The 14,074-nt window shown below is 73.0% G+C and carries 14 protein-coding genes; 9 read left to right on the top strand and 5 right to left on the bottom strand.

Features of this window, described 5'->3' with window-relative positions:
- The first annotated feature begins 57 nt into the window (after positions 1 to 57).
- From OO62_RS17260 to OO62_RS17245, 4 genes are all read left to right on the top strand, one after another.
- Positions 58 to 1,962 carry a methylmalonyl-CoA mutase subunit beta gene (locus OO62_RS17260; protein WP_033268297.1) on the top strand — a complete coding sequence of 635 codons (1,905 nt, stop codon included), beginning with the start codon at positions 58 to 60 and terminating at the stop codon, positions 1,960 to 1,962.
- Complete coding sequence (gene scpA / locus OO62_RS17255; protein ID WP_033268296.1) at positions 1,962 to 4,163, top strand: methylmalonyl-CoA mutase; 2,202 nt, start codon at positions 1,962 to 1,964, stop codon at positions 4,161 to 4,163. Before OO62_RS17260 ends, scpA begins: the two co-directional genes overlap by 1 nt.
- A gap of 10 nt (positions 4,164 to 4,173) precedes the next feature.
- Positions 4,174 to 5,175: a methylmalonyl Co-A mutase-associated GTPase MeaB gene (gene meaB, locus OO62_RS17250; RefSeq protein WP_033268295.1), complete on the top strand. Its 1,002-nt coding sequence runs from the start codon at positions 4,174 to 4,176 to the stop codon at positions 5,173 to 5,175.
- A 116-nt stretch (positions 5,176 to 5,291) separates the two neighbouring features.
- The gene (locus OO62_RS17245; RefSeq protein ID WP_051733319.1) at positions 5,292 to 5,669 is read left to right on the top strand and encodes a hypothetical protein; all 378 of its coding nucleotides are present in this window, start codon (positions 5,292 to 5,294) and stop codon (positions 5,667 to 5,669) included.
- A 16-nt stretch (positions 5,670 to 5,685) separates the two neighbouring features.
- On the opposite strand, the gene OO62_RS17240 is transcribed toward OO62_RS17245, so the two are convergent.
- Both OO62_RS17240 and OO62_RS17235 read right to left on the bottom strand, forming a co-directional pair.
- The gene (locus tag OO62_RS17240; protein WP_033268294.1) at positions 5,686 to 6,600 is read right to left on the bottom strand and encodes a LysR family transcriptional regulator; all 915 of its coding nucleotides are present in this window, start codon (positions 6,598 to 6,600) and stop codon (positions 5,686 to 5,688) included.
- 81 nt (positions 6,601 to 6,681) lie between these two features.
- A complete protein-coding gene (locus OO62_RS17235) occupies positions 6,682 to 7,185 on the bottom strand; it encodes an ATP-binding protein (protein WP_051733317.1) in 504 nt (167 codons plus the stop codon).
- Positions 7,186 to 7,381: 196 nt separating this feature from the next.
- Here OO62_RS17235 and OO62_RS17230 point away from each other — a divergent pair, with 196 nt between their 5' ends.
- Together OO62_RS17230 and OO62_RS17225 are read left to right on the top strand one after the other, a co-directional pair.
- Positions 7,382 to 7,624, top strand: coding sequence for a DUF397 domain-containing protein (locus OO62_RS17230; protein ID WP_033268293.1), 243 nt, complete (start codon positions 7,382 to 7,384; stop codon positions 7,622 to 7,624).
- Positions 7,625 to 7,736: 112 nt separating this feature from the next.
- Positions 7,737 to 8,642 carry a helix-turn-helix domain-containing protein gene (locus tag OO62_RS17225; RefSeq protein ID WP_033268292.1) on the top strand — a complete coding sequence of 302 codons (906 nt, stop codon included), beginning with the start codon at positions 7,737 to 7,739 and terminating at the stop codon, positions 8,640 to 8,642.
- A gap of 84 nt (positions 8,643 to 8,726) precedes the next feature.
- Here OO62_RS17225 and OO62_RS17220 read toward each other — a convergent pair whose 3' ends face one another.
- Together OO62_RS17220 and OO62_RS17215 are read right to left on the bottom strand one after the other, a co-directional pair.
- Complete coding sequence (locus tag OO62_RS17220) at positions 8,727 to 9,542, bottom strand: SAM-dependent methyltransferase (protein WP_033268291.1); 816 nt, start codon at positions 9,540 to 9,542, stop codon at positions 8,727 to 8,729.
- A 251-nt stretch (positions 9,543 to 9,793) separates the two neighbouring features.
- On the bottom strand, positions 9,794 to 10,348 hold the full coding sequence (locus OO62_RS17215; protein WP_033268345.1) for a TetR/AcrR family transcriptional regulator: 555 nt from the start codon (positions 10,346 to 10,348) through the stop codon (positions 9,794 to 9,796).
- Between the two features lie 93 nt (positions 10,349 to 10,441).
- On the opposite strand from OO62_RS17215, the gene OO62_RS17210 reads away from it, so the two are divergent.
- From OO62_RS17210 to OO62_RS17200, 3 genes are all read left to right on the top strand, one after another.
- A complete protein-coding gene (locus OO62_RS17210; RefSeq protein ID WP_033268290.1) occupies positions 10,442 to 11,599 on the top strand; it encodes an FAD-dependent monooxygenase in 1,158 nt (385 codons plus the stop codon).
- A gap of 143 nt (positions 11,600 to 11,742) precedes the next feature.
- Positions 11,743 to 12,531 carry an ATP-binding cassette domain-containing protein gene (locus tag OO62_RS17205; RefSeq protein ID WP_063739020.1) on the top strand — a complete coding sequence of 263 codons (789 nt, stop codon included), beginning with the start codon at positions 11,743 to 11,745 and terminating at the stop codon, positions 12,529 to 12,531.
- Positions 12,512 to 13,426 carry a class I SAM-dependent methyltransferase gene (locus OO62_RS17200; protein ID WP_033268289.1) on the top strand — a complete coding sequence of 305 codons (915 nt, stop codon included), beginning with the start codon at positions 12,512 to 12,514 and terminating at the stop codon, positions 13,424 to 13,426. Before OO62_RS17205 ends, OO62_RS17200 begins: the two co-directional genes overlap by 20 nt.
- Positions 13,427 to 13,470: 44 nt before the next feature.
- Here the strand turns inward: OO62_RS17200 and OO62_RS17195 are convergent, their stop codons facing one another.
- Positions 13,471 to 13,974, bottom strand: a complete 504-nt coding sequence (locus OO62_RS17195) for a DUF6314 family protein (RefSeq protein ID WP_033268288.1) — start codon at positions 13,972 to 13,974, stop codon at positions 13,471 to 13,473.
- Positions 13,975 to 14,074 lie beyond the last annotated feature (100 nt).

Below are 14,074 nucleotides of genomic sequence, written 5' to 3'. Positions count from 1 at the left end.
CAACGTCACAGCTGGAGCCCCTGCTCCAGCTAACGGTCGTTCGCTTAGCCTGCTGCCATGACCGCCGAGTCCACCGAACTTCCCCTGGCCGCGGCCTTCCCTGATGCCGACCGAGAGCAGTGGCAGCGTCTCGTCGAAGGCGTGCTGCGCAAATCGGGCGTCACGCAGGCAACGGGTGCCGCCGCCGAGGACGCCCTCGCCACCGACCTCCAGGACGGGATCCGCATCCGCCCCCTGTACACCGCAGAGGACGGCGCGGCCCCCGTGGGCCACCCCGGCTTTCCGCCGTTCGTACGCGGCGGGAGTCCCGAGGGCACGACCGTGGCCGGGTGGGACGTACGCCAGCGGCACGTGCAGACCGATCCGCGGCGCGCCAACGAAGCGGTGCTCGCCGACCTGGAGAACGGCACCACCTCGGTCTGGCTGACCGTCGGGGACGGCGGGGTGCCGGTGGCCGGTCTGGCGGAGGCGCTCAAGGGCGTCTATCTGGACCTGGCCCCGGTGGTTCTGGACGCGGGCGCCGATTTCGCCCCGGCCGCCGAGGAGTTGCTGCGCCTGTACGCCGCGTCGGGTGTGCCGCTGAGCGAGGCCGTCGCCTCGCTGGGCGCCGATCCGCTCGGCCTGCTGGCCCGTACCGGCGACGACAGCAAGCTGCGGGTGCAGCTGGAGGCGGCGGCCCGGCTGGCCGGCCGCTGCGTCGCCGAGGCGCCGGGAGTGCGCGCGCTGACCGTCGACGCGCTGCCCTACCACGAGGCGGGCGGCTCGGCGGCCGAGGAGCTGGCTGCCTCGCTGGCCACCGGCGTGGCCTATCTGCGGCAGCTGACCGGCGCCGGGCTGGACGTCGACGACGCCTGCCGGCAGCTGGAGTTCCGCTACGCCGCCACCGCGGACCAGTTCCTGACCATCGCCAAGCTGCGCGCGGCGCGCCGGCTGTGGGCGCGGGTCGCGGAGGTCTGCGGCGTCGCGCCGGAGGCGTCCGCACAGCGTCAGCACGCGGTCACCTCCACGGTGATGATGACCCGTCGGGACCCGTGGGTGAACATGCTGCGCACCACCGTCGCGGGGCTGTCCGCAGGGGTGGGCGGCGCGGACGCGGTGACGGTGCTGCCGTTCGACGCGGCGCTCGGTGTGTCCGACGCGTTCGCCCGCCGGATCGCCCGCAACACCCAGTCGGTGCTGCTGGAGGAGTCGCACCTGTCCAAGGTGATCGACCCGGCGGGCGGCTCCTGGTACGTGGAGCACCTCACCGACGAACTGGCCCGCGCCGCCTGGGCGTTCTTCCAGGACATCGAGGGCGCCGGCGGCCAGGCCGCGGCGCTGCGCTCCGGGATGCTCGCCGACCGGCTGGCGGCCACCTGGGCGCGCCGCAGCGAGGACCTGGCGCGCCGGCGCGAACCGATCACCGGTGTCAGTGAGTTCCCGCACCTCGCCGAGGCGCCGGTGGACCGCGAGCCGGCACCCGCCCCCGTCGGCGGGGGATCCCCCCGGACGGGCTCCGGCGGAGGGCTGCCGCGGGTGCGCAGGGATGATGCGTACGAGCGGCTGCGGTCGCGCTCCGACACCCACCTGGCGGCGTCCGGGGACCGTCCGAAGGTGCTGCTGGCGGGCTTCGGCCCGGTCGCGGCGCACACCGCCCGGGTGGCCTTCGCCGCCAACCTCTTCCAGGCGGGCGGCATCGAGCCGGTGCAGGAGACGGTGGACGCGGAGTCGGCGGCCGGGGTCTTCGCCGGTAGTGGCGCGCGGATCGCCGTGCTGTGCTCCAGCGACGCGGTGTACGGCGAGCAGGCGGCGGCCGTGGCGGCCGCGCTGAAGTCGGCCGGGGCGCTGCGGGTTTACCTCGCCGGCAAGCCGGGCGAGCGCCGGGAGGAATTCGAGGCGGCCGGGGTGGACTCCTTCGTCTTCGCCGGCTGCGACGCGGTCGAGGTGCTGTCCTCGGCCCTGGACGTCATGGAGGTGGCGTGATGGTGGAGATCCCGGACTTCAGCACCGTGGAGCTGGGCACGCCGGACGCCTCGTCCGGTGACGGCCGGTGGGCGGAGGCGGTGGCGCAGGCCACCGGCAAGGGCGTCGCGGACCTGACCTGGGAGACGCCCGAGGGCATCGACGTCAAGCCGCTCTACACCGAGGCGGACCTGGCGGGGCTGGACTTCCTGGGGACGTACCCGGGGATCACACCGTATCTGCGCGGCCCGTACCCGACGATGTACGTCAACCAGCCGTGGACCATCCGGCAGTACGCCGGCTTCTCCACCGCCGAGGAGTCCAACGCCTTCTACCGCCGCAACCTCGCGGCGGGCCAGAAGGGCCTGTCGGTCGCCTTCGACCTGCCGACGCACCGCGGTTACGACAGCGACCATCCGCGGGTCACCGGCGACGTCGGCATGGCGGGCGTCGCCATCGACTCGATCTACGACATGCGGCAGCTCTTCGCGGGCATCCCGCTGGACAAGATGACGGTGTCGATGACGATGAACGGCGCGGTGCTGCCCGTTCTCGCGCTGTACATCGTGGCGGCGGAGGAACAGGGCGTACCGCCGGAGAAGCTGGCCGGGACCATTCAGAACGACATCCTCAAGGAGTTCATGGTCCGCAACACCTACATCTATCCGCCGCAGCCCTCGATGCGGATCATCTCCGACATCTTCGCGTACACCTCGCAGAAGATGCCGCGCTACAACTCCATCTCGATCTCCGGCTACCACATCCAGGAAGCCGGCGCGACGGCCGACCTGGAGCTGGCGTACACCCTCGCAGACGGGGTGGAGTACCTGCGCGCGGGGCTGGCGGCCGGTATGGACGTGGACGCCTTCGCCCCCCGCCTGTCGTTCTTCTGGGCGATCGGCATGAACTTCTTCATGGAGATCGCCAAGCTGCGCGCGGCCCGGCTGCTGTGGGCGCGGCTGGTCCAGAAGTTCGACCCGAAGAACCCCAAGTCGCTGTCGCTGCGCACCCATTCGCAGACCTCGGGCTGGTCGCTGACCGCGCAGGACGTGTTCAACAACGTCACCCGGACGTGTGTGGAGGCGATGGCGGCGACGCAGGGCCACACCCAGTCGCTGCACACCAACGCCCTCGACGAGGCGCTCGCCCTGCCGACCGACTTCTCCGCCCGGATCGCCCGCAACACCCAGCTGTTCCTGCAGCAGGAGTCGGGCACCTGCCGGGTGATCGACCCGTGGGGCGGCAGCGCCTACGTCGAGCGGCTGACCCACGACCTGGCGCAGCGGGCCTGGCAGCACATCGAGGAGGTCGAGGCGGCCGGCGGCATGGCCAAGGCGATCGACGCGGGCATCCCGAAGCTGCGGGTGGAGGAGGCCGCGGCCCGTACCCAGGCGCGGATCGACTCGGGCCGGCAGGCGCTGATCGGCGTCAACAAGTACCGGGTGGAGACCGACGAGGAGATCGAGGTCCTCAAGGTCGACAACTCCGCGGTGCGGGCCCAGCAGATCGAGAAGCTCAAGCGGCTGCGCGCCGAGCGCGACGAGGACGCCTGCCAGCAGGCGCTGCGGGCGCTGACGGAGGCGGCGAAGTCCAAGCCCGGTACGGGACTTGAGGGCAATCTGCTGGCGCTGGCGGTGGACGCGGCCCGGGCGATGGCGACGGTCGGTGAGATCTCGGACGCCCTGGAGACGGTCTACGGGCGGCACTCCGGCCAGATCCGTACGATCTCCGGTGTGTACCGAGACGAAGCGGGCCCCTCCTCCGGTGTAGAGCGCACCCGGACGCTGGTGGCCGAATTCGAGCGGGCCGAGGGACGCCGGCCGCGCATCCTGGTGGCCAAGATGGGCCAGGACGGCCATGACCGCGGCCAGAAGGTGATCGCCACGGCCTTCGCCGACCTGGGCTTCGACGTCGACGTCGGCCCGCTGTTCCAGACGCCGGCCGAGGTCGCCCGCCAGGCCGTCGAGGCGGACGTGCACATCGTCGGGGTGTCGTCGCTGGCCGCCGGCCATCTGACGCTGGTGCCCGCGCTGAAGGAGGCGCTGGCGGCGGAGGAGCGGGAGGACATCACGATCGTGGTGGGTGGGGTGATCCCGCCGCAGGACGTGCAGCCGCTGCGCGACATGGGCGCCGCGGCGGTCTTCCTGCCCGGTACGGTCATCCCCGATGCCGCGCACGACCTGGTGCGCGACCTGGCGTCGGTCCTCGGCCACGAGCTCTGAGCGGGGGGCCATGCCTGCGACGATCGATGTCGAACGGTACGCGGAGGGTGTCCGCGCGGGTTCCCGGGCCTGGATCGCCCGCGCCGTCACCCTGGTCGAGTCCACCCGCCCCGACCACCGGGCGGCGGCGCAGCGGCTGCTGGTCGCGCTGCTGCCGTACTCGGGTTCGGCCCGCAGGGTGGGCATCAGCGGGGTGCCGGGTGTCGGCAAGTCGACGTTCATCGACGCGCTCGGCACGCTGCTGACCGGGTTGGGGCACCGGGTGGCGGTGCTCGCCGTCGACCCGTCCTCCAGCCGTACCGGTGGCTCCATCCTGGGCGACAAGACCCGGATGGAGCGGCTGGCGACCGACCCGGCGGCGTTCGTCCGCCCCTCCCCCACGTCCGGGACGCTGGGTGGGGTGGCGCGGGCCACCCGCGAGTCGATCGTGGTGATGGAGGCCGCGGGCTACGACGTCGTCCTGGTGGAGACGGTCGGGGTCGGCCAGTCCGAGACGACCGTGGCCAACATGGTCGACACGTTCCTGCTGCTGACCCTGGCGCGCACCGGCGACCAGCTCCAGGGCATCAAGAAGGGCGTCCTGGAGCTGGCGGACCTGGTGTCGGTGAACAAGGCCGACGGTCCGCACGAGCGGGACGCCCGCTCCGCGGCCCGCGAACTGGCCGGCGCGCTGCGGCTGTTGCAGCCTGCGGACGCGGCCTGGACGCCGCCCGTGCTGACCTGCAGCGCCCGCGAGGGCACCGGCCTGAAGGACCTCTGGGACCGCGTGGAGCAGCACCGCACCCTGCTCGAATCCACCGGGGCGCTGGCCGAGCGCCGCCGCACCCAGCAGGTCGACTGGACCTGGTCGATGGTCCGCGAGCGGCTCATCGACCGGCTCCAGGAACACCCGGAGGTGCGCCGGCTGGGCCCGGAGGTCGAGCGGGCGGTGCGCGACGGGGAGCTCACCGCGACGCTGGCGGCCGAGCAGCTGCTGGCGGCGTTCGGACCGGCGGACGGTGCGGCCGGCTGACGCCTGGCGCCGGCCCGGGTGTTGCGCGCGACTTCGCAATAGTGACGGGTCCCGGGGTACTCACCCGGGCACCTGAGTAGCCGTGCTCATGACGGCCCCCGCACCCGGCCCCGAGGATGGCGAGGACCGTACGGGCGGGACGACCGAGCAGCATTCGGGGGGCCATCATCACTCCGCAGGACGTCGAACAGGGGCTGTACGAGGGCAATCCGCTGGCCGCTCTGATCGAGGGCTTCTGCCTGGCCCCGGCGGCCGGCGGCGATCTGGAGTCCCGCCCGGTCATCCACGTCCAGCTGCGGCCGGAGGCGACGCTGTCGGCCGTCGAGGCCGACCGGCTGGCCCGGCTCTGCCAGCAGGGCGTCCGGCGCCGGCTCGCCGCCACCGGCCGGTACGCCGGCGCCCCGTCCGAGGAGTGCCCCGCCGTTCAGGAGCTCGCGATCGTCCTGCATCCGTACGGCACCGGCCCGTTCGCCGCGGTCCGCGAGGACGGCTGAGACCCGGACAGCACACCTAGGGCATCTCTTCCAGGGCCGCCCGCGTCCGCCGGCCCCGTTCGTCGAAGTGGGCCACCGCCATGTCCCGGAACCGCCGGGCGGCCAGGGAGAGATAGCGGTCCTCGGACCGCACCAGGTCGAGGGTGCGTACGCAGTCGGGGGTGTCCAGCCGCAGCCAGCCGAGCGGTGCCCCGGAGAGGTCGGCCCGGGCGAGCGAGGGCATCAGGCCGATGCCGAGACCGGCGGCGATCAGGAAGTGGGTGGCGCCGGGTTCGTCGCCCTCGCAGGCGATCACCGGGCGCCGTCCGGTCGCCGCGAACAGCCGCTCCAGCAGGGCGCGTTGCCAGTGCCCCGGCCGGGTGGTGATGAAGGGCTCCTCCACGAGGTCGGCCGGCGCGATCCGGTTCCGCCCGGCCAGCGGGTGGGCGAGCGGCACGGCGAGCAGCACCTCTTCGTCCAGCAGCCGTACCGCGTCGAGGCCGGGTCCGGGCAGCGGCTGCGAGGCGAAGCAGAAGTCGGTCTCCCGGGAGCGCAGCCGGCCGAGCATCCTCTCCGGCGTGCACTGGAAGCACCGGACGGCGACGCCGGGGTACGCGGCCCGGAAGGCGGCCAGCAGTTCGGTGAGCGGCAGCAGGGTCTCCGCGGCGACCGCGACGCTGCCGTCGTCGAGCCCGGCGGCGTCGGCGACCTCCCGCCGGGCGTCGTCGAGTTCGTTCAGGGCCCGCTCGACCCGGGCCAGGAAGGCGGATCCGTAGCGGTTGAGCCGGATCGTCCGTCCCTGCCGGTCGAAGAGCGGCACGCCGAGTTCGGCCTCCAGCCGGGTGATCGTGCGGCTCACCGAGGGCTGGGCCACCCGTAGTTCCTCGGCCGCCCGGCTGATGTGCTCACGGCGCGCGACCTCCCTGAAGTAGCGCAGCGACAGCAGATCCATCGGCTCGTGGGGCCTTCCAGCGGTGTGTGACGCGACCGGGAGATCGTCACACACCGCGGGCCCGCGGGGCCGCTCGGCGGGTCAGCCGCGTACCGGCACCGTCGCCCACACCGTCTTGCCCGAGGTGTCCGGCGACGTCCAGCCCCACTCCACACTGAGCTGGTCGACGATGTGCAGCCCGCGGCCGGATTCGGCCAGCGGGTCCTGCGGGGTGACGACGGGTGTGGTGGTGGCGGCGTCGGACACCGCACACAGGACGGCACTGTCCTGCCGGGTCAGCGCGAGCCAGGCGGGGCAGAAGCGCAGGGGCGTGCCGGGGGTGCGCTCGTCGGCCGCCGGGGAGCCGTAGCGCAGTGCGTTGCTGACGAGTTCGGAGACGACCAGGGCGGTGTCCTCGGCGGCGTCGGCACACACCCGCCAGCCCTTGAGGGTCGCGCGGGTGAACTGGCGGGCCTCCGCCACGGTGTGGGCGGAGCTGCTGAGGGCGCATGCGGCGAAGCCGTCGGGATCAGGCAGCCACCAGCTCTCCTCACGCGCTTCATCCCGAAGGGCGCCGTGCACGGTCTCTGCCGGATGTGCCGTCATCAACATCTCCGCTGAAGGGATTTCGGGTCTGGGCCGAACTGCCTCGGAGAGCTAATATCCTCGTCAGCCGTCCCTCGATGCAAGTGCATCTGCAATTACATCGGTAAGGACGGCCGCAGAGGGGCTCGTTCACGCCATCGTGATCGCGGGCCCGTGATCGGTCGGAGGAGCCTCCTCCAGCAAGGGAGCAACTGTGATGAAGCCGGTGACCAACGGCATACGGGCGACCAGCATCGAGGGCGCGGTCTGGCGCAAGAGTCGCCGCAGCAACCCCAGCGGCAACTGCGTTGAACTGGCCGTTCTTTCGGACGGCGGGGTGGCGGTGCGCAACTCCCGGTTCACCTCCGGGCCGGCACTGGTCTACACGCGCGACGAGATGGCAGCCTTCGTCCAGGGCGCCAAGGACGGCGACTTCGACGATCTCGTCAAGCGCGTCTGAGGCATATGCCGCCGAGATTGGCGCATATGTCGTCCGGGTAGTCACCACGGCTGTACGAACACTCGTGGCGGTGGGACACTGGGCGTTCGCCCGACCACTCAGGGGAGTCAGCATGAGCGCCGCGCAGCCGAGCAGCGAGCCGTCCCTGCGCCGCTATCTCGACCATCCGCGGGGCGGTCCGACCGTCCTGCGCATCGTGCTGGGCACCCAGTTGCGCCGGCTGCGGGAAGCCGCGGGCATCACCCGCGAGGCCGCCGGCGACGCGATCCGCGGTTCGCACGCGAAAATCAGCCGTCTCGAACTCGGCCGGGTGAGCTGCAAGGAACGGGACGTCGCCGACCTGCTGACGCTCTACGGCGTCACGGACGAGGGCCTGCGTGCCGACTTCCTGAAGCTGGCCCGCCGCACCAGCAGCCCCGGCTGGTGGCACCAGTACAGCGATGTGCTGCCGGGCTGGTTCGAGACCCACCTCGGCCTCGAGGAAGCCGCCTCGGTGATCCGTACGTACGAGGTCCAGTTCGTGCCGGGCCTGTTGCAGACGGCGGAGTACGCCCGCGCGGTGGCGCAGCTCGGCCATCCGCGGTCGAAGCCCGAAGAGATCGACCGGCGGGTTCAACTCCGCGTTCAGCGGCAGCAGTTGCTCACCCTGCCGGATGCGCCGCGGGTGTGGGCGGTGATCGACGAGGCATCGCTGCGCAGACCGCTCGGTGGCCCCGAGGTGATGGCGGGCCAGCTCAGACATCTGCTGAAGATGGCCGAACTGCCGAACGTGACGCTGCAGATCGCGCCGTTCAGCCTCGGTGGGCTGGCGGCGGCCGGTGGCCCGATCACGATCCTGCGGTTCCTGGAGCCCGACCTTCCCGACATCGTCTACCTGGAGCAGCTGACCAGCGCGCTCTATCTGGACAAGCGGGACGACGTCGATCACTACCTCGCGGTGATGGACCGGCTCAGCGCCCAGTCGGAGTCGCCGCGCGAGTCGTTGGCGATACTGGAGCGGCTGCTCAAGGAGAACTGACACCGGCGGCGCGCGGACCGGGGGCGGTTCCTGCGGCCGGTGACGAGGCGGCGCCCGCGGGCCCCGCCTCGCGTCCTTTCCCGCCTACACCTTGCGGGCCACACCCCCGTACTCGATCCACTCCTGGGTGAGCTGCTTCGGACCGATGTCCGCATCCGGCTTCCAGGTGGACACCTCCAGCAGGCCCGGCTCCAGGATCTCCAACCCGTCCAGGAATCCGGCGAGTTCATGGGCCTGGCGCACCCGGCCCCACTGCCCGTGGGTCTGCACCCGCATGAACTCGGTGACGAAGTCCCGCGTCGCGGCGTCCTCGCTGACCAGTTGGCACACCACGAGGAAGCTGCCGGGCGCCAGCCGGTCGGCGACCCGCTTGATCAGGCCGGCCGGGTCGTCGGAGTCCGGGATGCAGTGCAGTACGGAAACGAACAGCGCGGCCACCGGCTGGTCGAAGTCGATGAGCCGCTCGACCTCCGGGCTGCCGAAGATGCCGTCGGTGTCCCGCATGTCCGCCTGGATCACCGCGGTGTTGGCGTTCTCCTCCAGCAGCGCCCGGCCGTGCGCCAGCACGATGGGGTCGTTGTCGACGTAGACGACGCGCGCGGCCGGGTCGATCCGCTGGGCGACCTGGTGGACGTTGTCCTGCGTGGGAAGACCTGAGCCGTGGTCGATGAACTGCCGTATGCCGTGCTCGCCGGCCAGCCAGCGGACCACCCGCTGCAGGAAGCGCCGATTGTTGATCGCCAGCACCTGGGTGCTCGGCACCACCTTGCTCAGCTCTTCGCACGCCTCGCGGTCGACGGCGTAGTTGTCCTTGCCGCCCAGGTAGTAGTCGTACATCCGCGCGACGCTCGGGATCGTGACATCGACGGCGCCGGACTGCGGTTGTGTCTCCTGGCTCATTCCACACTTTCCTGTCGCTCGACAGCCCTCAGCGATGGCGCAACGGTGGACTCGTTCCGTGTCGGAACGACCACGCGGCGCAGCGTCCAACATACCTATCGCGTGGCGGATGTTGCAGACGGGAGACGGGATAATTGCTCGTCAGCAGCCGGTAAAACAAAGCCAGTTGTCCGACCGCCGGGACGCGGCCGTCCGACGCCCCGCCACCTGCCGACTTCCGGCCACGCCTGTCCGTGGCCGCTTCCCAGCGGCTACCGCAGCGCGGCCTCGACCAGGCCCCGGATCTCCTCCTCCAGCACGCCCCCGCCGCCCAGCAGCCGGTCGAAGACCAGTCCGTCGACACAGGCCAGCAGGGTCAGGGTGCGGCCCTCGGCATCCGCCGCACCGCGTGCGGCGAGGAAGTCGCGCAGGGCGGTGCGTGCGGCGTTCTCGCGCGGTACGAGGATCTCCCGCAGTTCCGGGTGGCGCACGCTCTCGACGGCGCACGCGTACCGCGCGAGGGACCGCCGCCGGCCGTCCCCGGTGAGCCGCCGCTCGGTGAACGCGGCGAGCCCGGCCACCAGTTCCTCGACGTCCCGCGGCGGCGGCGCCTCCCCCGCCTGCCGCAGCTCCGCCTGGTCGAGGTCGACCAGGCGCCGGACCAGCGCGGTGAGCAGCGCCTGACGGGTGCGGTAGTACGCGGAGGTGGTGCCCGGTGGCAGGTCCGCTGCCCGGTCCACGGCGCGGTGGGTCAGTCCCCGCATTCCTGCCCCGGCGAGCACGTCGAGGGCGGCGTCGGCGAGAACGGTGCGTCGGTCGGTGGTCACCACCCCTTTCTACACCTGTAGAGAGAGGCCGGGTACGCTCCTTCTACATCTGTAGAAGATCGTGCAGGGGCATCGGGAGAAGAGGGGCCTGGCATGGGCAGCAGCGCGGTGGTCGTCGGCGGGGGCATCGGGGGGCTGGCCACGGCCGTCGGCCTGCGCCTGATCGGCTGGGACGTGACGGTCGTCGAACGGGCCCGCGTCCTCGACGACGCGGGCGCGGGCATCTCCCTGCACGCGAACGGCATCGGCGCGCTGGACGCCCTCGGCGTCGGCGACGCCGTACGGGCGGCCGCCCGCCCGCAGTACCTCGGCGGCACCCGGACCCCGGACGGAAGCCGGCTGGCCGTCATGGACGGGGCCGCGCTGGAGCGCGCCCTCGGCACTCCGATCGTCGGCATCCCCCGCGCCGCGCTGCACCGGATACTCCGCACCGCGCTGCCGGCCGAGTCCCTGGTGATCGGCTCCGAGGTGACGTCCGTGGACCGCTCCGACCCCGCCCGGGTACGGATCTCCCTCAAGGACGGCTCGCTCGACGCGGATCTGGTCGTGGCCGCCGACGGCGTCAACAGCCGGCTGCGCCGCGGGCTGTTCCCCGGACACCCCGGCCCGGTCCACAGCGGGTCGACCGTGCTGCGCGCCCTCACCGCGCACCCGGTCGAGCTGCGGACCGACTTCGAACCGACCTGGGGGCGGGGCGCCGAGTTCGGCCATCTCGCGTTCACCGACGGCCGGGCCGAGTGGCACGCCGTCCTCAACTCCCCGGCCGGCGTGCGCTACCCGGACCCGCTCGCCGAGATGCGCCGCCGGTTCGACGGCTGGCACGACCCGATCCCGGCGCTGCTGGCCGCGACCAGGCCCGAGGACGTCCTGCACCACGACATCACCGAGCTGGCCACGCCGCTGCCCGGCTACGCCGTGGGCCGCGTCGCGCTCCTCGGCGACGCGGCCCACGCCATGACCCCGAACCTCGGCCAGGGCGCCTGCCAGGCGCTGGAGGACGCGGCCACCCTCGCCGCCGCGCTCCGCACCGAGTCGACCGTGCAGGCGGCGCTGACCCGCTACGACGCCGAGCGGCGCCCCCGGAGCCAGGCCGTCGCCCGCGCCGCCCGCCGGGCCGGCCGCCTGGGGCAGCAACTGACCCACCCCGTCGCCGTCGCCCTGCGCAACACCGCGCTCCGGCTGGCGCCGTCCGGCGTGGCCGTCCGCACCCTCCTGCGCCACGCCGACTGGACACCGCCGCGACTGGGCTGACGGGCAAACAGGGGAGGCCGGCTCCGCCGCGGCGGGTTTCTCATCGCGCTCTCACGCCGCCCTTATCGACCGGTCACGCCCGTTTCCTACGGTCATCGAAGGAGCGTCGCGCACCCGGCCGACGGCCTGGAGGAGCGTGCACCGTGTACCACCTGACCGGCGTGACCACCTGCTGCCGAAGCGGCCGGGACGGGGACGGGGTGCGGGTCCTGGACGAGGTGGGGTTCTTCGTCGAGGACGGAGGGACGCTGGTCGTACGCGGCCCGGCCGGCCCGGGCATGTCCACGCTGCTGCGGATCCTCGGCGGGCTGGAGCGGCCCAGCCGGGGCAGTGTCGTGCTCAACGGCACGGATCTGGCCGTCGTGACCGAATGCCGGCTGGCCCGCATCCGGGCGGAGGCGATCGGTACGGTCGCGGGCGGCGGCGGTGCCGGGGCGGCTCCCTCGGTGCCGGCGGGCCTGTCGCCCGGGCTGACCGCCCGGCAGAACGTGGCGGGCGCGCTCGTACCGCTGCGGCTGCGCCCGGCCGACCGCCGGGAGCTGGCCGGCGAGGCGCTGGCGGAGGTCGGGCTCGGCGACCGGTCCGAGGCGTATCCAGGGGAGTTGGACGAGGGGGCGCGGCGGCGGGTGGCGCTGGCGCGGGCATTGGTGAAGCGGCCGGCGGTGCTGCTGGCGGACCGGCCGACGGACGGGCTGGCCGGGGACGCGCGGGCCGGGATGGCCGAGCTGTTCGCACGGCTGTGGAGCGAGCGGCGGGTCAGCTGCATCGTGGCCACCGAGGACGAGGCGCTGGTCCGGCGGGCGCCTCGGCTGGTGACGCTGTCGCAGGGGCGGGTGACGGCCGCGCCGCGCCGACGTCGACAACCGGCCACCGCTGCTGGTGGCCCGGATACCGGGGCGGTAGAAGGGAGAGATGACCACGGAGAAGTGTGAGCCGAGTCCGGAGCCGAGGGCGACCGCACCGGGTACGCCGCCGCCCGGCCTCGCGGAGATGGTCCGCGCCAACCAGGCCAACTGGGACGCCCGTACCCCCGTTCACGTGGCGAGCGCGTTCTACGGGCTGGACGGTTCGCGGTGCGCCGAGGACTGGTTCGCGCCGTTCGAGTGGGTGGATCTCGGCGAGGTGGCGGGCCGGGACGTGCTGCATCTGCAGTGCCATCTGGGCACCGAGACGGCCGCGTTCGCCGAGCGGGGCGCGGCGCACACCGTGGGGCTGGACTTCTCGGCGGCGGCCGTCACCGAGGCCCGCCGGCTGGCCGGCGAGGCGGGCCTGGCGATGGAGTTCGTCCGGGCGGACGTGCACGACGCCGTGGCGGCGCTCGGCGGCCGCCGCTTCGACGTCGTCTACACCGGCAAGGGGGCCCTGTGCTACCTGCCGGACCTCACCGCCTGGGCGGGCGTCGTCAACGCGCTGCTCCGGCCCGGCGGAACGTTCTACCTGGTGGAGTTCCATCCGCTGCTCGACGCGCTGGGGCCGGGCCCGAGCCCGGATCCCGCGCGTCAGCAACTCCGGCTGCACCACGACTACTTGGCGGGCCGTGGGCCCCTCCGGAGCGACAGCCCCGCCACCTACACCGACGGACCTCCCCTCCAGGGGGCGACGACCAGTTACGAGTGGCGGCACGGCCTCGGTGAGGTGATCTCGGCCGTGGTCGGCGCGGGGCTGACCGTCGAGCTCGTACGGGAGACCGAGCTGCTGCCCTGGAAGCGGTTCGACTCCATGGTGCGGGCCGAGAACGGCTGGTGGCGGCTGCCGCCGTCGGAGCCGATCATTCCGCTGCTGTACGCCCTGCGGGCGGTGAAGCCCACGGAGCAGGCGGCGGGCTGAGCGGGCCGGTCGGGTGAGCGTCGCGGCCCGCGGACCGGCGGAGATCAGCCGAGCCGCCGGTACACCGTCCGCAGCAACTGGTCCTTCGCCGGGCCGGTGACCCGCCACTCCAGGTGCCACTCGTCGGCGGTGACGGCGGTGAAGGTGCCCTCGTAGCGGTCCGCGGCGCACGGGTGGACGGCGCTCCACCGGCCGGTGGAAAGGTCGAGGTCGTGGAAGGTCCGGCCGTCGGCGAAGTCGACTTCCGCGGTGCCGTCGGGGCGGGGCCGCAGGCGCAGCGTGCGGCTCGCCGGGTACGTCGTGCCGTCCCACGTCAGCCGGCCCTCCTCGACGTGCAGCAGCGCCTCGTCGCCCGCCTCCGCCGCCGCGTCCGGCCGGAATCCGGCGGTCCCGCGGAAGCTGCCGTGGGTGCCGGTCCGCAGATCGCGGACGGTGCGTTCGATGCTCCAGCGTCCGGCGAGGTACCCGGCGACATCGGCGACCGGGTACGGCGCCGGCTCCCGTACGCCCCGGTGCGCCGGCTGTGGCGCGGACTCGTTCGACGACATCCCCCCATTGTCCCGCCCGGGCCCGCCGTCACCCCATCGGCCCCACCCGCGCCGCGTCCCGCTCTCCCCCGGCCCCTCGTACCGTGCGGACCCGCAGCGC

It is taken from the genome of Streptomyces lydicus (assembly GCF_000717345.1).
In the GTDB taxonomy this organism is placed as follows: Bacteria; Actinomycetota; Actinomycetes; order Streptomycetales; family Streptomycetaceae; genus Streptomyces; species Streptomyces lydicus.
The sequence above is the reverse complement of the archived record's forward strand: the minus strand, read 5'-3'. Positions and strand labels throughout refer to the sequence as shown.